General features: G+C 70.0%; 15 protein-coding genes, 1 pseudogene and 1 riboswitch. Of the genes and pseudogenes, 6 read left to right on the top strand and 10 right to left on the bottom strand.

The genetic code is table 11. The features are described 5' to 3' along the window. Nucleotides 1-3: 3 nt before the first annotated feature. Complete coding sequence (locus ASC98_RS02985; RefSeq protein ID WP_235581151.1) at nucleotides 4-2,037, bottom strand: lytic transglycosylase domain-containing protein; 2,034 nt, start codon at nucleotides 2,035-2,037, stop codon at nucleotides 4-6. On the opposite strand from ASC98_RS02985, the gene ASC98_RS29200 reads away from it, so the two are divergent. Continuing rightward, the gene (locus tag ASC98_RS29200; protein WP_082542197.1) at nucleotides 2,030-2,632 is read left to right on the top strand and encodes a 5-formyltetrahydrofolate cyclo-ligase; all 603 of its coding nucleotides are present in this window, start codon (nucleotides 2,030-2,032) and stop codon (nucleotides 2,630-2,632) included. The two genes, ASC98_RS02985 and ASC98_RS29200, sit on opposite strands and share 8 nt — an antisense overlap. Here ASC98_RS29200 and ASC98_RS02975 read toward each other — a convergent pair. After that, complete coding sequence (locus ASC98_RS02975; protein WP_056805151.1) at nucleotides 2,598-3,632, bottom strand: LysR family transcriptional regulator; 1,035 nt, start codon at nucleotides 3,630-3,632, stop codon at nucleotides 2,598-2,600. The genes ASC98_RS29200 and ASC98_RS02975 overlap by 35 nt on opposite strands. Before the next feature lie 92 nt (nucleotides 3,633-3,724). On the opposite strand from ASC98_RS02975, the gene ASC98_RS02970 reads away from it, so the two are divergent. Next, nucleotides 3,725-4,093: a DUF2917 domain-containing protein gene (locus ASC98_RS02970; protein ID WP_235581150.1), complete on the top strand. Its 369-nt coding sequence runs from the start codon at nucleotides 3,725-3,727 to the stop codon at nucleotides 4,091-4,093. Here the strand turns inward: ASC98_RS02970 and ASC98_RS02965 are convergent. After that, nucleotides 4,035-4,484: a TfoX/Sxy family protein gene (locus tag ASC98_RS02965; protein ID WP_056805144.1), complete on the bottom strand. Its 450-nt coding sequence runs from the start codon at nucleotides 4,482-4,484 to the stop codon at nucleotides 4,035-4,037. The two genes, ASC98_RS02970 and ASC98_RS02965, sit on opposite strands and share 59 nt — an antisense overlap. A gap of 56 nt (nucleotides 4,485-4,540) precedes the next feature. Between ASC98_RS02965 and ASC98_RS02960 the strand changes: the two genes are divergently transcribed. Continuing rightward, on the top strand, nucleotides 4,541-5,122 hold the full coding sequence (locus tag ASC98_RS02960; RefSeq protein WP_056805141.1) for a 5-formyltetrahydrofolate cyclo-ligase: 582 nt from the start codon (nucleotides 4,541-4,543) through the stop codon (nucleotides 5,120-5,122). Here the strand turns inward: ASC98_RS02960 and metF are convergent, their stop codons facing one another. From metF to ahcY, 3 genes are read right to left on the bottom strand one after another with little or no spacing between them, the layout of a single operon-like run. Then, nucleotides 5,123-5,956, bottom strand: coding sequence for a methylenetetrahydrofolate reductase [NAD(P)H] (metF, locus tag ASC98_RS02955; RefSeq protein WP_056805138.1), 834 nt, complete (start codon nucleotides 5,954-5,956; stop codon nucleotides 5,123-5,125). Further along, a complete protein-coding gene (locus tag ASC98_RS02950) occupies nucleotides 5,953-6,720 on the bottom strand; it encodes a TlyA family RNA methyltransferase (protein ID WP_056805135.1) in 768 nt (255 codons plus the stop codon). Before ASC98_RS02950 ends, metF begins: the two co-directional genes overlap by 4 nt. A gap of 7 nt (nucleotides 6,721-6,727) precedes the next feature. Further along, the gene (ahcY, locus tag ASC98_RS02945; protein ID WP_056805132.1) at nucleotides 6,728-8,155 is read right to left on the bottom strand and encodes an adenosylhomocysteinase; all 1,428 of its coding nucleotides are present in this window, start codon (nucleotides 8,153-8,155) and stop codon (nucleotides 6,728-6,730) included. 99 nt (nucleotides 8,156-8,254) lie between these two features. Continuing rightward, nucleotides 8,255-8,339: riboswitch (S-adenosyl-L-homocysteine riboswitch) on the bottom strand. A 93-nt stretch (nucleotides 8,340-8,432) separates the two neighbouring features. Between ahcY and ASC98_RS02940 the strand changes: the two genes are divergently transcribed. Beyond that, nucleotides 8,433-9,257, top strand: a complete 825-nt coding sequence (locus ASC98_RS02940; protein WP_056805129.1) for an HAD-IIB family hydrolase — start codon at nucleotides 8,433-8,435, stop codon at nucleotides 9,255-9,257. Between the two features lie 4 nt (nucleotides 9,258-9,261). On the opposite strand, the gene ASC98_RS02935 is transcribed toward ASC98_RS02940, so the two are convergent. Next, entirely contained in the window at nucleotides 9,262-10,299 is a 1,038-nt protein-coding gene (locus ASC98_RS02935) for an aldo/keto reductase (RefSeq protein ID WP_056819573.1), read from the bottom strand. A gap of 205 nt (nucleotides 10,300-10,504) precedes the next feature. On the opposite strand from ASC98_RS02935, the pseudogene ASC98_RS02930 reads away from it, so the two are divergent. Beyond that, nucleotides 10,505-11,430 (top strand): annotated as a pseudogene (locus ASC98_RS02930) (AraC family transcriptional regulator N-terminal domain-containing protein). A gap of 8 nt (nucleotides 11,431-11,438) precedes the next feature. On the opposite strand, the gene ASC98_RS02925 reads toward ASC98_RS02930, so the two are convergent. Both ASC98_RS02925 and ASC98_RS02920 read right to left on the bottom strand, forming a co-directional pair. Then, a complete protein-coding gene (locus ASC98_RS02925) occupies nucleotides 11,439-11,939 on the bottom strand; it encodes a DinB family protein (RefSeq protein ID WP_056805123.1) in 501 nt (166 codons plus the stop codon). A 74-nt stretch (nucleotides 11,940-12,013) separates the two neighbouring features. After that, a complete protein-coding gene (locus ASC98_RS02920; RefSeq protein ID WP_082542198.1) occupies nucleotides 12,014-12,847 on the bottom strand; it encodes a transglutaminase family protein in 834 nt (277 codons plus the stop codon). A gap of 103 nt (nucleotides 12,848-12,950) precedes the next feature. Here ASC98_RS02920 and ASC98_RS02915 point away from each other — a divergent pair, with 103 nt between their 5' ends. Continuing rightward, nucleotides 12,951-14,129, top strand: a complete 1,179-nt coding sequence (locus ASC98_RS02915) for a YbfB/YjiJ family MFS transporter (protein WP_056805120.1) — start codon at nucleotides 12,951-12,953, stop codon at nucleotides 14,127-14,129. Here ASC98_RS02915 and ASC98_RS02910 read toward each other — a convergent pair. Then, nucleotides 14,115-15,218 (bottom strand): DNA glycosylase AlkZ-like family protein, encoded by a 1,104-nt coding sequence (locus ASC98_RS02910; RefSeq protein WP_056805117.1) that lies wholly within the window; start codon nucleotides 15,216-15,218, stop codon nucleotides 14,115-14,117. The two genes, ASC98_RS02915 and ASC98_RS02910, sit on opposite strands and share 15 nt — an antisense overlap. Nucleotides 15,219-15,267 lie beyond the last annotated feature (49 nt).

The following is a 15,267-nucleotide window of genomic DNA, read 5'->3' as shown; positions in this document are numbered from 1 at the left end:
GCGTCAAGGCAGGTTGGTGTCGGGCGGCGGTGCGGTGACCTCGCGCGGGCCGACCGGCTTGCCGAGCCGGGCCTTCAGCGACGCGGTCTGCAGCGCCGTCGGGTCGTTCAGCAGCGTCGCGTAGAGCAAGGTGTTCGACATCACCTTCTTCACGTAGTCGCGCGTCTCGTTGAACGGGATGTTCTCGATCCAGATCGCCGGCTCCAGCTTCGGGCCCTCGCGCCAGCGCCGCGGCCGCCCGGGGCCGGCGTTGTACGCGGTGGCGCTCAGCACCTGCGAGCCGCCGAAGTCGTCGAGCAGCAGCCGCAGGTAGCTCGAACCGAGCTGCACGTTGGTCGGCACGTCCATGATCTGCGCCGGGTCGTAGGCCATGCCGATGCGCTTCGCGACGTTCTTCGCGGTCGGCTGGATCACCTGCATCAGCCCATAGGCGTTCGCGCTGGAGCGGATGTCGGGCTGGAAGCGCGACTCCTGGCGCATCACGCCGTAGATCAGCGCGGGGTCGACCGCGGTCGTCTTCGACGCCGCCATCACGTCGGCGCGGAACGGCGTCGGGTAGCGCTGCGCGATGTCGATCTCGCTGCGCGTGCGGTCGCTGGTGTTGACGCAGCGGTCCCAGACGTGCCGGTCGCAGGCCAGCTGCGCCGACGCGAGCAGCTCGCGCTCGTCCATGCCGCGCAGCGTGAAGTTCCATTCGCGCACGCCTTCGCTGCGCAGCCCGATCGCCACCAGCGTCAGCGCCCGCGCGAGGCCCGGCTGGCGCGCGGCGGCGTCGCGCTCGTCCTGCGTCAGCGGCTGCGGCGCGACCGGCAGCGTGATCGGCCGGCCGAGTTCTTCGGCGGCGAGCATGCCGTAGAAGCTGAACTGCGGCGCGATGCCTTCGAACAGCTCGGTCGCCTGCGCGCGCAGCCCGTCGCCCTCGGTCGAATCCTTCGCCAGCGCCCGCAACGCACGCGCCTTCCAGTAGACCCAGGTCGCATCGCGCTGCTCGACCGGGTTCATCGCATCGATCGCCTGCACCACCTGCTGCCAGCGCGGCGCATTCTCGCCGGCGCGCAGCGCGGCACGCGCCTTCCAGGCGAGCGTCTCGTCGGCCCAGTCGATCGTCACCCCCGACTTCGCCGACAGCAGCGCCGCCCGCGTGAAGTAGCCGGAGGCCTCCGGCAACAGCTTCAGCGCCGCCTGCTTGCCGACCGCCGCCCAGGCCCAGGCCGCCAGCTCGGGCGGCAGCGCGGCTTCCCACTTGCCGTTCAGCAGGTTGGCGGCGAGTTCGGGGTCGGTCGACGCGAGCCGCATCAGCGCCAGCGTGTTCAGCTGGTTGGCCTGGCGCCCGCCGAGCGCGCGGGTCAGGTAGCGCGCCGGGTTGTCGGCCAGTTCGTCCACGTCGCTGGCGGACCGGGTGTTGACCATCAGCGCTGCCTGGCGCGCCGCGCGCGGCTTGTTGCCGTCGATCGCGAGGCGCGCCTTGCGCCAGGCATCGGCTTCGGTGAGCTGCTTCGCGTCGTACAGCGTCGCGGCCAGCAGCGCGCAGCCGTCGTCGGGCTCGCGCTGCGCGAACCAGGCGCTGCGGGCCGCGCTGCGCACGTCCTTGCCGGCGAGGTGGTCGGCCAGCAGCGCGTAGCACGAGACCTCGCGGTCGTCGTTCATCCGGAAGCTCGGGTAATCGGCGGCCAGCGCCTTGAAATCGCGCCGCCGGCCGAGCTCGAGCAGCCAGTCGTTGCGCAGCCGGTCTTCGACGTAGGTGCCGCGCCAGCGCTGGTAGAAGGCCGCGATCTCGTCGGCCTGCACGAACTGCAGGCGCTGGCCGATCTCCCAGTAGTCGATCCACATCGCGAGCGGGTTGCGCTCGGCGATCGCGCCGTCGCGCAACGCGGCGAGCCGGGCCCGGTCTTTCTTGCGCAGCGCCTCGCGGGCTTCGAGCACGGCGTCGTTGCCGGTCTGCGCGCAGGCGGGCATCGCGTTCAGCAGCACGGCAGCCGCGAGGCCCTTCAGCACCCACCTCGCCATCACCGAGCCATATGATTTGTCTTTGTTCACGCTGTCCTTCATGGTGCCGACCTTGCCATCAGATCCCGACATCCGCCATCCCCTGCGTCAGCGCCTGCTGGCCGCGCGCACCGCGTTTGTCTCTTCGCCCACCGGAAAAGTTGCAGCCACGTCGCTGGCGCGTCACCTCGGCCTTGTCCTCGATCAACTCGAACCCGAGTGCCTCGGGGTCTATTGGCCGATGCGTTCCGAATTTAACGCAGCGGGCCTGTGGGATGGCGACGGATCGCATGCTTCCTTGCCGCGCGCATTGCCATTCACGCAGCGCGTGCCGCCGCAGATGCACTACCGGCTGTGGGATGGCAGCGCGCCGACGCAGAAGGACGAATGCGGCATTCCGGTCGCGAACGGCGCCGCGGTGGTGCCCGACGTGGTGCTGGTGCCCTGCGTCGGCTTCACCGGCAGCGGCTGGCGGCTCGGCTATGGGGGCGGCTTCTTCGACCGCTGGCTGGCGCTGCATCCGCACGTCACCGCCGTCGGCGTTGCGTGGGAGGTGGGGCGCCTCAGCGAGGCCGAACTCGCCCCGCAACCCCACGACCTGCCGCTCGCGCTCATCGTGACCGAGAACGGGGTGGCGCGGGACTGACCGGTTCGGGCCGCGCCTGCGCCAGCTGCTGCACGCTGCGGGCGGATTGCGCGGTCAGCGTCGCGTTGGTCCGTTCGCCCTGCTCGATCAGCCAGTCGCGGAAGCGCTGCACCTCCGGCCGCGCGACCGACAGCGGCGAGACCACCATCCAGTAGGCATGCGGCGCGTCGATGCGTCCGGCCGGCCCGAACGGCTCGACCAGGTCACCGCGCTCGAGCGAATCGGCCACCAGGGCCATGCGGGCCAGCGCGATCGCCTGACCGGCCAGCGCGGTCTGCACTTGCTGGTAGGTGAAGTTCAGGTACATCCACCGGCGCGGCTGCAGCCCGGCCTGCCCGTGCTGCGTCAGCCAGCGCCGCCAGCTGAGGAACTCGGCGGTCGGGCGGTTGTCGTCCTCTTCGGCCAGCGTGTGGCCGGCCAGGTCGGCCGGCGTCGACAACGGCGGCGCCTGGCCGCGCGCGATCTGCTCGGCCAGCCACGGGCTGATGGCCGGCGTCAGCGTCTCGCCGAACAGCCGTGGCGTGCCGGCCGGCACCAGGTGGTCGCCGCCGTAGCGCAGCACGATGTCGATCTCGGGGTCATCGAGGTCGACCACCATGTCGGTGGCGGAGACGCGGATGTCGATGTCGGGGTTCGCGCGCTGGAAGGCCTCGAGCCGCGGCAGCAGCCACAGCGACACGAACGACGCGAAGGTGTTGACCGTGACGCGGCGCCGCCCGCGGGAGGTGCGGATCTGGCGCACCGCGGTGTCGAGCCGGTCGAGCGACGGCGCAACCGCCCGCAGCAGCACCTGGCCGTCGCCGGTGAGTTCGACCGAGCGGGTACCGCGGTTGAACAGCGGTGCGCCGAGCTCGTCTTCCAGCCCCTTGATCTGCCGGCTGACGGCCGACTGGGTCAGGTGCAGCTCTTCGGCGGCGGCGCTGAAACTGAGGTGGCGGGCCACCGCTTCGAAGGCCCGGATGGGCCCGACCGAGAGCGGTCGATGACGCAGTTGATTCATGCACGAATGGTATCAATGCGCGGCGCGTAAGTCATTGGACCATCGGCCTGCAGGCCCCTAAAGTTCACTCCATGCCCTGCAAGGAGAACGACATGGCAAACCCGATGGTGATGAGCAATTTTCAACAATCCCAGGCCGCGAGCTGGACCGTGGCGCCCGGCGAGGCCCGTCCGCTGGAGATCGGCCCGGGCTCGCGCTGGCTGCGCGTCACCGAGGGCCGGCTGTGGCTGACGGTGCCCGGCACGGCCGACGAACCGGCGCAGGATGTGTGGCTGGAAAGCGGCGACAGCATCGCGCTGCCGGCCGGCGCCCAGGCGGTGCTCGAAGCCTGGCCGAGCGCGCAGTTCCAGTTGCTGGTGCCGCCCGACGCCTGCCAGCGCGGCAAGTCGCTGGCGCAGCGGCTCAGCGAGCAGCTCGCTTCGCGGCTGGGCGCTTCTTCGCCGGCGCTGCACGCGGCTTGATCGGTTTCGCCGCCTGCGACGCCTTGGTGGACTTGCGGGCCTTGGCCGCGGCGGCGCGCAGGCCTGCTTCCATCGCAAGCCGCGCCCACGGGCGCATCAGCGCCGGCGATTCCATCGCGTCGTCGGGCGCGGTGTAGTAGCTGATCGACACCGACTTGCCATCGCCGCCTTCGTAGACGAAGGGCTGGCCGCCGGCCTGCTCGAAGCGCGCCCGCGTCGCGTCATCGGTCTTCAGGTACAGGCGCTCCTCGAAGATCAGTGCGATGAACACATCGTCGACATAGAAGCCATGCCCGCCGAACATGCGCCGCGAGCGCGTCGGCCCGAGCGAGCCGAGCAGCTCGACGCAGTAGCGGGCGAATTCATCTTTCGGTGAGTTGATCGTGGCCATGGGCCGATGGTAGGCGCGCTGGCCACCCCGGCCACGGCTCGGTCACAATCGCCGGCATGGCCACCCCCGACACGTCCTCCACGATTGCGGTGCTGCGCAAGAAGCTGATCGCCGACCGCCAGGCCCTGCCCGACCGGCTGGAGCTCGCGGTGCAGCTGCAGAGCATGCTGCGCATCTGGCTGGTCAGCCGGCGCGAATCGCTGATCGGCGGCTACTGGCCGATCAAGGGCGAGTTCGATCCGCTGCCGGCGCTGTTCCGCTGGAGCGAAGGCGGTCCGGGGCGGCGCATCGGCCTGCCGGTGATGGACCGCACCGACGGCACCTTGCGCTTCCACGTCTGGTACCCCGGCTGCCCGACCGAACTCGATGCGCACGACATCCCGAAGCCCAAGGGCACCGAGCAGTTCCAGCCCGAATTGCTGCTGCTGCCGTGCGTCGGCTATGGCACCGAAGGCGCGCGGTTGGGCTATGGCGGCGGGTTTTACGACCGTTCCGTGGCCGCGCTGACGCCGCGACCGGTCACGGTGGGCCTTTGCTATGCGCACGGCTTCCTGCCGATGCTGCGTCCGAAGGAAGGCGACCACCCGCTCGATGCCGTCATCACCGAAGAAGGGGTGATGTGGCAGCGCGAAAGCTGATCAGTCGAGCTTGAGCCGCCGGCAGATCTCGATCGGCGCGGTCGAGGCGTTCATCGTGTAGATGTGCAGCCCCGGTACGCCGATGCGCAGCAGCCGCTCGCACAGCTCGGTCACGACGTCCAGCCCGAAGGCCTTGATCGACGCGGTGTCGTCGCCGAAGCTCTGCAGCCGCAGCCGGATCCAGCGCGGGATCTCGGCCCCCGACGAATCGGCGAAGCGGATGATGCCGCTCGCGTTCGTGATCGGCATGATGCCGGGCACCACCGGGATGTCCGCGCCCAGCCGGCGCGAATCTTCAACGAAGCGCTCGTAGGCATCGGCATTGAAGAAGAACTGCGTGATCGCCGCATCGGCGCCCGCCTTCACCTTCTCGACATACGCCTGCAGGTCGGCCTGCGGCGACTTCGCCTGCGGATGCATCTCCGGGTAGGCCGCCACCTCGATGTGGAACTGCCGGCCGGTGGCCTCGCGGATGAACGCGATCAGCTCGCTCGCATAGCGGAACTCGCCGAAGCCGCCGTAGCCGCTCGGCAGGTCGCCGCGCAGCGCGACCAGCCGGCGGATGCCCGCGGCCTGGAACTGCTCCAGCTTGGCCCGCACCGATGCCCGATCGGCGCCGACGCAGGTGAAGTGCGACGCGGCCTCGACGCCTTCGGCCAGGATCGCCTGCACCGCCGCCAGCGTGCCGTCCTGCGTCGAGCCGCCGGCCCCATACGTGACGGAGCAGAAGCTCGGCTTCAGCGCATACAGCTGCTGGCGCACCGCGGCCAGCTTGACGACGCCCTCGGGTGTCTTCGGCGGGAAGAACTCCAGGCTGACGGGAACTCGTTTCATGCAACATCCTCGGACGGCACGGCCCACACGAAGAACTCGGTGTTGCCGTTGCCGCCCTTGATCGGGCTTTGGAAATAGGCGCGCACCTGGAGGAACTGTTCCCTGCAGGCCTTGCGGATGCGTGTCTCGACCTCGGCGAAATGCCGTTCGTCCTTGACGATGCCGCCCTTGCCGATCTGCGCCGGCTGCAGCTCGAACTGCGGCTTGATCAGCAGCAACAGCTGACCCGCGGGCGCCAGGTAGTGCGCCAGCGTCGGCAGCACGTGCGTCGACGTGATGAACGACAGGTCGCCGGTGACGAAGCCGAAGCTGTGCGGTGCCGATGCGGCCTCGAAGGCCGAGCCGCTCACGTCGCGGGCATTGACGCCCTCGAAGCACTGCACCCGCGCATCGGCCTGCAGCTTCGGATGCAGCTGGCCGTGGCCGACGTCGATGCCCACGACGCGCGACGCGCCGCCTTGCAGCAGCGCATCGGTGAAGCCGCCGGTGCTCTGGCCGGCATCGAGGCAGGCGAGGCCGGTGACGTCGATCGCGCAGTGCTTCAGCGCGCCTTCGAGCTTCAGCCCGCCGCGCGAGACGAAGCGCAGCTCGGCGTCGTCGGTGATCTCGAGTTCGCAGCCTTCGGGCACGTCTTCGCCCGCCTTCTTCGGAACGGCCCAGCCCTTCGGGCCGAGCCAGCGGACGGCGCCGCGCTCGATCAGCCGCTGCGCGGCCGATCGGGTGGGCGCCAGCCCCTCGGTGACGAGCAGCTGGTCGATGCGCATCGGGGGCTCAGTACCTGTAGGTGTCGGGCTTGTACGGGCCTTGCTTGGGCACGCCGATGTAGGCGGCCTGCTCGTCCGTCAGCTCGGTCAGCATCGCGCCCACCTTCTTCAGGTGCAGGCGGGCGACCTTCTCGTCGAGGTGCTTCGGCAGCACGTAGACCTGGCCGACTTCGTACTTCTCGGGCCGCGTGAACAGCTCGATCTGCGCGATCGTCTGGTTCGCGAAGCTCGAGCTCATCACGAAGCTCGGGTGGCCGGTGCCGCAGCCGAGGTTCACCAGGCGGCCCTTGGCCAGCAGGATGATGCGCTTGCCGTCCGGGAAGATCACGTGGTCGACCTGCGGCTTGATCTCTTCCCATTCGTACTTCTCGATCGCCGCGATGTCGATCTCGTTGTCGAAGTGGCCGATGTTGCAGACGATCGCCTGGTCCTTCATCGCGAGCATGTGCTCGTGGCGGATCACGCCCTTGTTGCCGGTGGTCGTCACGAAGATGTCGGCCTTGTCGGCGGCGTACTCCATCGTCACGACCTTGTAGCCTTCCATCGCGGCCTGCAGCGCGTTGATCGGGTCGATCTCGGTCACCCACACCTGGGCGCTCAGCGCGCGCAGGGCCTGGGCCGAGCCCTTGCCCACGTCGCCGTAGCCGGCCACGCAGGCCACCTTGCCGGCGATCATCACGTCGGTCGCGCGCTTGATGCCGTCGACCAGCGATTCGCGGCAGCCGTACAGGTTGTCGAACTTGCTCTTCGTGACCGAGTCGTTCACGTTGATCGCGCGGAACAGCAGCGTTCCCTTCGCGCTCATTTCCTTCAGGCGGTGCACGCCGGTGGTGGTTTCCTCGGTCACGCCCTGGATCTGCGCGCTCTTGCGGGTGTACCAGGTCGGGTCCTGCGCCAGCTTGGCCTTGATGCTCGCGAACAGGCAGGTCTCTTCTTCGCTGCCGGGGTTGTTCAGCACGCTGATGTCCTTCTCGGCGCGCTGGCCCAGGTGCATCAGCAGCGTCGCGTCGCCGCCGTCGTCGAGGATCATGTTCGGGCCTTCGCCTTCGGAACCCTTCGGGCCGAAGTCGAAGATGCGGTGGGTGTAATCCCAGTAGTCGGTCAGGTTCTCGCCCTTGTAGGCGAACACCGGCGTGCCCTTCTCGACCAGCGCGGCAGCGGCGTGGTCCTGCGTCGAGAAGATGTTGCACGAGGCCCAGCGCACCTGGGCACCGAGGGCCTGCAGCGTCTCGACCAGCACGGCGGTCTGGATCGTCATGTGCAGCGAGCCGGTGACGCGCGCGCCCTTCAGCGGCTGCGACTTCGCGAACTCTTCGCGGATGGCCATCAGGCCGGGCATCTCGGTCTCGGCGATCTTGATCTCCTTGCGGCCCCAGGCGGCAAGCGAGATGTCGGCGATGGCGTGGTCTTGGGAAGGCTTGAGAACAGCGTTCATGTCGGGCTCCGTTGATAAGGACCCCGCACGCGCAACGACGTTGGAAGTTCGGATCCGCTCAGGAACGCGGTTCGAAAACTCACCCACGAAGGACGATCGTGCGGGTGAGCGCGGTTGCAATTGGATTTCCGAGCCTGGGGCGGCTGTCGTGGCGACAGGCGGCCTTGCAACGCTCCTCGGAAAGTGCAGGGATTGTAGACGCCGGAATCGGCGGATTCCAGTCCGTTGCGTGCGTTATGGCCGGGTCGGCCCGGGCGCTCGTGCAAGACTGCGGGCCATGTCCGTCATCGCCCCCCGCCCCCGCCCGCTCTCGGAATTGAGCCCCGGACTCGCCCGCAGCGTGCACGGCGTGCTGACCGACATCGACGACACGCTGACGCGCGACGGTGCGATCGAGCCCGAAGCGCTGGCCGCGCTGCAGGCGCTGCGCGACGCCGCGATCCCGGTGATCGCGATCACCGGCCGGCCGATGGGCTGGAGCGAGCCGTTCGCGCGCGACTGGCCGATCGATGCGATCGTCGCCGAGAACGGCGCGGTCGCGCTGTTCCGCGATGCACAGGGCCTGCGCATCGAGTACGCGCAGGACGAAGCGACGCGCACCCACAACGCGATGCGATTGCGTCGGACCGCACAGCGCGTGCTGGCCGAGGTGCCCGGCGCGACGCTCGCGCAGGACAGCGCCGGCCGCGTCACCGACATCGCGATCGACCACAGCGAGTTCGCCCACTTGTCGCAGCCGCAGATCGACGCGGTGCTGCAGGTGATGCGCGCCGAGGGCATGAACGCGACCGTCAGCTCGATCCACATCAACGGCTGGTACGGCGAGCACGACAAGCTGAGCGGCGCCCGCTGGATCGTGCAGCGGCTGCTCGGCCGGGTGCTCGATGGCGAGACGCCCGCCTGGGCCTACGTCGGCGATTCGACGAACGACCAGACGATGTTCGGGCACTTCCCGGTCAGCGTGGGGGTCGCGAACCTGATGCAGTTCGCGGACCGGCTGCACACCTGGCCGGCGTACCTGGCTCCAGGCGAACGCGGACAAGGGTTCGCCGATGTGGCCGGGGCACTGTGCGCGGCTCGCGCCGCCGACAAGCGCCCCTGACCCGTCAACCGAGCCGCGCCGCCCGCTGCCCCGCCTGCCGCGTCAGCATCCAGCCCGGGTACTCCGCCGGCAGCGCACTGACCTTGTCGAGTGCCGCCAGCTCGTCGGCATTCAGCTTCAGCGTCGTCGCCGCGATGTTGTCGTCCAGTTGCTCGACCCGCTTGGCGCCGATGATCACCGTGCTGACCGCCGGCTGGTGCAGCACCCAGGCCAGCGCGACCCGCGCGATCGACACGCCGTGCGCCTCGGCGATGCCGCGCATCACGTCGATGCAGTCGTCGGCCCGCGCCCGGTTCACCGGCGGGAAGTCGAAGCTGCTGCGCCGCGCGCCCTGCTCGGCACCCTGCCCGTCGCGCCCGTACTTGCCGCTCAGCAGCCCGCCGGCCAGCGGGCTCCACACCATCAGCCCGACCTGCTCGCTGCGCAGCATCGGCACGATCTCGCGCTCCAGGTCGCGCCCGGCGACGGTGTAGTAGGCCTGCAGCGATTCGACCCTTGCCTTGCCGTCGCGCTCGGCAATGCCCAGCGCCTTCGCGATCTGCCACGCGGCCCAGTTCGACACGCCGACGTAGCGCACGTGCCCCTGCTGCACCAGCGTGTCCATCGCATGCACCGCTTCGTCGATCGGCGTCGACGGGTCGAAGCCGTGGATCTGGTACAGGTCGATGTGCTCCAGCTGCAGGCGCTTCAGGCTCGCTTTCACGCCGTCCATGATGTGAAAGCGCGACATGCCGGAGGAGTTGACGCCCTTCGCGCCGGTCTCGCCGAACACCTTGGTCGCGACGACCACCTTGTCGCGCGGCACCTTCAGGTTGCGCAGCGCCTGGCCGGTGATATGCTCCGACAGGCCTTCCGAATACACGTCGGCGGTGTCGATGAAGTTGATGCCGGCGTCGAGCGCGCGGCCGACCAGCGCATCGGCCTCCTCCTGCTGCAGCTTGCCGATCTGGCTCCAGATGCCGCCGGTGCCGCCGAAGGTCATCGTGCCGAGGCACAGTTCCGAGACGAACAGGCCGGTGCGGCCCAGCTTGCGGTATTGCATGTCCAGCTCCTTGTGACGACGCCCCGGGGAAGCGGGGCCAGGGCGGCAGTGTCCTGCCGCGGCCCGCGGCCACGCCAGCACGTTCCTGCAGAGTTCTTGCCCATTTCTCCAGACCGCTCGGCGCGGTGCCGCACGCTCGTGTGGACGGCGCTAAGCTGTGACGCACCCGATCCTCCACGCCTCCTCACACGCACGCGCCGACGCCATGGACGACCTCCTCGAACTCGACGACGCCCGCCGTTCGCTGGTCGGCATGCTGAACCGCGCCACCGTCGGCGTCGAAGGCGTCGTGCAGACGCCGGTGCCCGGTCTCGTCGTCTACCGCATCGCGAACCCGGGCGGGCCGAAGCACCACGTCTACGAGCCGGCGCTGGCACTGATCGCACAAGGCGCCAAGCAGGTGATGGTCGGCGACGACATCCACACCTACGACGCACTGCACTACCTGGTGACCTCGGTCGACCTGCCGGTGGTCGGCCAGGTGCGGGTCGCGAGCGACACGTTGCCCTACCTGGCCTGCGGCTGTCGCTGGACATCGCCGAGATCGGCGAACTGATCCGCGACGAGCGCCTGCCGGCCGCCGCCCATGCCGGTCCGGCGCGCGGCATCTACGTGAACCGCATCGCGCTGCCGGTGCTCGAGCCGGTGCTGCGGCTGCTGAAGCTGCTCGATGCGCCGGCCGACATCGCGATCGTCGCGCCGCTGGTCAAGCGCGAGATCCTGTACCGGCTGCTGATGAACGGCGAAGGCGCGCGGCTGCGCCAGCTCGCGCTGCAGGACAGCCAGACGCAGCGCATCGCGAAAGCCATCGCGCTGCTGCGCACGAACTACGCGCAGGCGCTGCGCATCGACGAGATCGCCAGCGGCGTGCACATGAGCGTCTCGTCGTTCCACCATCACTTCAAGGCCGTCACCGCGATGAGCCCGCTGCAGTTCCAGAAGCAGTTGCGGCTGCAGGAGGCGCGGCGCTTGTTGCTGACCGGCGGTGCCGACGCATCGACGGCAGCGCACCAGGTCGGCTACGAGAGCGCCTCGCAGTTCGCGCGCGAATACGGGCGGATGTTCGGCGCCCCGCCGGCGCGCGACCGGCGGCGTTGGCTGGCCGAGAACGAGGTCGGCGAAACCGTCTGACGGCCGGCTCAGCCGGCCCTGCGCGCCGGCTCGCTCGTGTGCAGGTACTTGGTGTACAGGTCGCGGGGCGGCGCGACCGAGATCGACTTCAGGACCTGACCGACGTTGCCCCGGTGGTAGCCGCCATGGGTGACGACGTGCAGCAGCATCTCCTCGCGGGACATGCGCCCGGCATCGCCGTCGGTGAAGGTGAAGACCAGGGTCTCGGACAACGCCGCCTCGGACAGCCCCGACGCGTAGTCGACGTACCACGCGTCGGTCGCCGCCACGTCGGCCTGCAGTTGCACCAGCGACGGGGTTTCCTTGGTGTTCGTGGCGTCGAACGTCCTGGCCTCGCCGCCGAGGTGCGCACGGAAGATCCGGTCCACCACGTAGATGTGGTTCAGCGTCCGCACGCACAGGTGCAGCGCATCGGCCTGCTCAGCCGGCAGGGTCCGCAGCAGTGCGAACAACTCGGCGTTGGCCCAGGCCTTGTAGCCGAACAGCGATTTCATCGACGAGACGGACATGGCGCAGCCTGTGGGGTGACGGGCGGGGAGCCCGGCGGGCCATCATCGCATCGAAACCGGCGCGTGGCACGCCGTCACGCAGACGGAGCGCCCGGGGTGCCGGCTTCCGCACCGGTGGTTGCCACCGGTGCGACATCCGGCCGCATCCCGGTCATCGTCGCCGGCCCGAAGATCGTCGCGAAGGCCACGTCCTTCGCGTCGCGTCCCATCGCGATGCGAACCAGGTCGTCGACCGGCGACATCCGGGTCGGGTCGAACATCATCCAGCGCCCGCCGAGGTAGGCCTCGAACACCGCGTGGAAATCGGGCGGGGGCTCGTCGAACACCGCATAACCGACCACCAGCCGCGCCGGGATGTTCAGCGCGCGGCAGAAGGTGACGCCGAGGTGCGCGAAATCGCGGCACACGCCGGCCCGGTTGCGGAACACGTCGCAGGCGGTCGTCGTCGCGGTGCTGGAACCGAGCTGGTAGTCGACGTTGTCGTGCAGCCAGTCGCAGATCGCCTGCACCCTCACCGCACCGCGCGGCAGGTCGCCGAAGATCTTGATCGCCGCATGCGACAGCAGGTCGGATTCGCAGTAGCGCGTCGGCATCAGGTTGTGCAGCACCTCGTCGGGCAACTCGGTGATCGCCATCTCGGGGGCGGCCAGGTCGAGCGGCACCGGCCGGCGCTCCACCCGCGCCCGGTACTGCAGCCGCAACGTGCCCTCCCCGGCCGACAGCCGCGCGAAGCGGTGGCCCACCGCCGGGTCCTCGTAGACGTGCACACGCACCGCCGGTTCCACCTCCAGCGATTCGCTCAGCACGCGCTGGTCCATGCCGTCCAGCGCATGCAGCTGGAACAGGAAATCCGCCGGCCCCGCCAGTTGGTAGCTCAGCTCGCAATCGACGTCGAAGTGTCTTGACATGCAGCCATTGCACCGCGACGCGCGCGCGGCCCCCATCGGCCGGGCACCCGCGACGCTGTAGGACAAGCGCGACCGATCGCGGGGATGGGCACAATGCGCCGCGATGAGCACCTCCAGAACGTCGACGCTGCGCACCGCGGCCGCGCTCGCCCTCGCGGCCGCGGTGTCGCTCGGGCTGGCGCGCTTCTCGTATGCGCTGCTGTTGCCGGCGATGCGCACCGACCTCGGCTGGAGCTACCTGACCGCCGGCGCGATGAACACCGTCAACGCGGCCGGCTACCTGCTCGGCGCGCTGGCCACGCCGCTGGCGCTGGCGCGCGTCGGCGTGCGCCGCGTGCTGCTGGCGGGCAGCGCGTCGGCCGCGCTGATGCTCGCGGCGCACGGCCTCGTCAGCTCGGATGCGGCGCTGTACGCGCTGCGGCTCGCGACCGGCATCGCCAGCGCCGCCGTCTTCATCTCCGGCGGGCTGATGGCGGCGCGCCTGGTCGGCAGCGACGGCGCCGCGCGCGCCGGGCTGATCCTCGGGCTGTACTACGGCGGCACCGGGATCGGCATCGTCGCGTCGGCGCTGCTGGTGCCGCCGCTGGTGGCGCTGGCGCAGCCGCACGCCTGGCAGTGGGCGTGGATCGCGCTTGGCGCAGCCGCCCTGCTGGCCACCGCCATCACCGCGCGCGGCACGCGCAGTCTCGACGCCGCGCCGGCCCCCGCGTCGGCACGCACCGGTTTCCGGCCGCGCGACTTCGTGTTCGGCCTCGCGTCGTACACGCTGTTCGGCCTCGGCTACATCGGCTACATGACGTTCTCGGTGACGCTGCTGCGCGAGCAGCAACTCGGCAGCGGACTGATCACGGTGTTCTATGCGCTGCTCGGCGTCGGCGTGATCGCATCGTCGTGGCTGTGGGCCGGCTTGCTGCAGCGCTGGCGCGGCGGGCAGCCGATGGCGCTGCTGAACGCGCTGCTCGCGGTGGCGACCCTGCTGCCGGTGGTCAGTGCACACCCGCTGGCCGGCTTCGCCTCGGGCGCGCTGTTCGGCGGCGTGTTCCTGTCGGTTGTCGCATCGACCACCGCGCTGGTGCGGCACAACCTGCCGGCCGCCGCGTGGCCGGCCGGCATCGCGGCCTTCACGACGGTGTTCGCGGCCGGGCAGATCGTCGGCCCGAGTCTGGTCGGCTGGCTGGCCGACGGGCCGGGCGGGCTGCGCGCCGGGCTGGCCGCATCGGCCGGCGTGCTGGCGCTGGCAGCGTCGCTCGCGGCGCGGCAGCGGCCGCTACCGGCCGGTTGAATCGGCCCCGAGGAAGCTGCGCATGCGCGCGATCTCGTCGGCCAACCCCGCCTTGAACGCCGCATCGCGCGGCGCCCGGCCGTCGACGTAGCCGAACTGCTGCTTCAGTTGCCCGCCCACCATCGACAGATTGCCCCAGCCGATCACCCGGTCGTGCCACAGCAGCGGCAGCGCGTAGTAGCCGAACCTGCGCTTCGGTGCCGGCGTGTAGGCCTCGAACCGGTACGCCCAGTCCCACAGCAGCTCGAAGCGGATGCGGTCCCAGACGACCGGGTCGAACGGCGCGAGCAGGCGCACCGCGTCGTCGGGCGCGTGACGGCGCGAGGCCGGGTTCTCGTCGGCCGGCCAGTACCAGGTGACGCCGTCCAGCTGCAGGCTCGCGAGCTGCTCGCGCGCCAGCTTCATCGCCGCCTGCGTCTGCGTCTTCAGGTGCGGCGCGCCGTAGTTCAACAGCGCGGTCAGGTGGGTCAGGCTGCGCGCCGGCAGCGGCGCGTACTTGCGCACGATCAGCGCCAGCAGCTCGGCGGCGCGGCGCGCCCGCTCGGCCGGGCTCTCGTCGGCCGGCGCGTGCTCGACCGCCTCGTAGACGCGGATGCCCGCATCGCGCCGCACGACGCGCAGCATGCCGCGGTAGTGCATGCCGTCCAGCAGGTGCGTGGTCGCGCTCGACGAGCCGCCCCAGTAGTTGGTGACGCTGCCGTGCGCGAAGTGCTCGTCGACCTCGCGCGGGTGCACGCGACCGCGCTCGCGCACGAAGGCCAGCACATCGGCGGCGCGACGCCGGGTCGCGCGGTCCCATTCGGTCTTCGCGATGCGCGGGTGCATCAGCGCCAGGTGCTCGCGCGGCAGGAAGCCGTAGTTGACGAGGCAGTCCTCCTCGACCGGCAGCGTCGCATAGCGCCGCTCCAGATCGCCTGCACGGTAGTCCTTGACGCGGTGGCGCAGCGTCAGGTCCTGCGCCCGCGCAGGCGAGCGGATCGGGTCGGCCTGCACGAAACCCAGCCGGCGGATCGCGCGCAGCAGCGTGGTCGGTTTGAAAAGCGTGCGGGCGACGGCGTAGCGCCGCAGGTGGTCGAGGGTGATCGGCATGGGAGCGATGATGCGGCATCCGTGTGCCGGTTCATGTCACCAGGCGACC

The organism is Rhizobacter sp. Root1238 (assembly GCF_001425825.1).
Lineage (GTDB): Bacteria > Pseudomonadota > Gammaproteobacteria > Burkholderiales > Burkholderiaceae_C > Rhizobacter.
This window is presented reverse-complemented; position numbering and strand designations above follow the sequence as displayed.

Bases quoted from the DNA above. Each gene is read 5' to 3' on its own strand.
- ASC98_RS02975 (WP_056805151.1), bottom strand. From the start codon at position 3,632: ATGAATCAACTGCGTCATCGACCGCTCTCGGTCGGGCCCATCCGGGCC.
- ASC98_RS02970 (WP_235581150.1), top strand. From the start codon at position 3,725: ATGGCAAACCCGATGGTGATGAGCAATTTTCAACAATCCCAGGCCGCG.
- ASC98_RS02965 (WP_056805144.1), bottom strand. From the start codon at position 4,484: ATGGCCACGATCAACTCACCGAAAGATGAATTCGCCCGCTACTGCGTC.
- ASC98_RS02960 (WP_056805141.1), top strand. From the start codon at position 4,541: ATGGCCACCCCCGACACGTCCTCCACGATTGCGGTGCTGCGCAAGAAG.
- metF (WP_056805138.1), bottom strand. From the start codon at position 5,956: ATGAAACGAGTTCCCGTCAGCCTGGAGTTCTTCCCGCCGAAGACACCC.
- ASC98_RS02950 (WP_056805135.1), bottom strand. From the start codon at position 6,720: ATGCGCATCGACCAGCTGCTCGTCACCGAGGGGCTGGCGCCCACCCGA.
- ahcY (WP_056805132.1), bottom strand. From the start codon at position 8,155: ATGAACGCTGTTCTCAAGCCTTCCCAAGACCACGCCATCGCCGACATC.
- ASC98_RS02940 (WP_056805129.1), top strand. From the start codon at position 8,433: ATGTCCGTCATCGCCCCCCGCCCCCGCCCGCTCTCGGAATTGAGCCCC.
- ASC98_RS02935 (WP_056819573.1), bottom strand. From the start codon at position 10,299: ATGCAATACCGCAAGCTGGGCCGCACCGGCCTGTTCGTCTCGGAACTG.
- ASC98_RS02925 (WP_056805123.1), bottom strand. From the start codon at position 11,939: ATGTCCGTCTCGTCGATGAAATCGCTGTTCGGCTACAAGGCCTGGGCC.
- ASC98_RS02920 (WP_082542198.1), bottom strand. From the start codon at position 12,847: ATGTCAAGACACTTCGACGTCGATTGCGAGCTGAGCTACCAACTGGCG.
- ASC98_RS02915 (WP_056805120.1), top strand. From the start codon at position 12,951: ATGAGCACCTCCAGAACGTCGACGCTGCGCACCGCGGCCGCGCTCGCC.
- ASC98_RS02910 (WP_056805117.1), bottom strand. From the start codon at position 15,218: ATGCCGATCACCCTCGACCACCTGCGGCGCTACGCCGTCGCCCGCACG.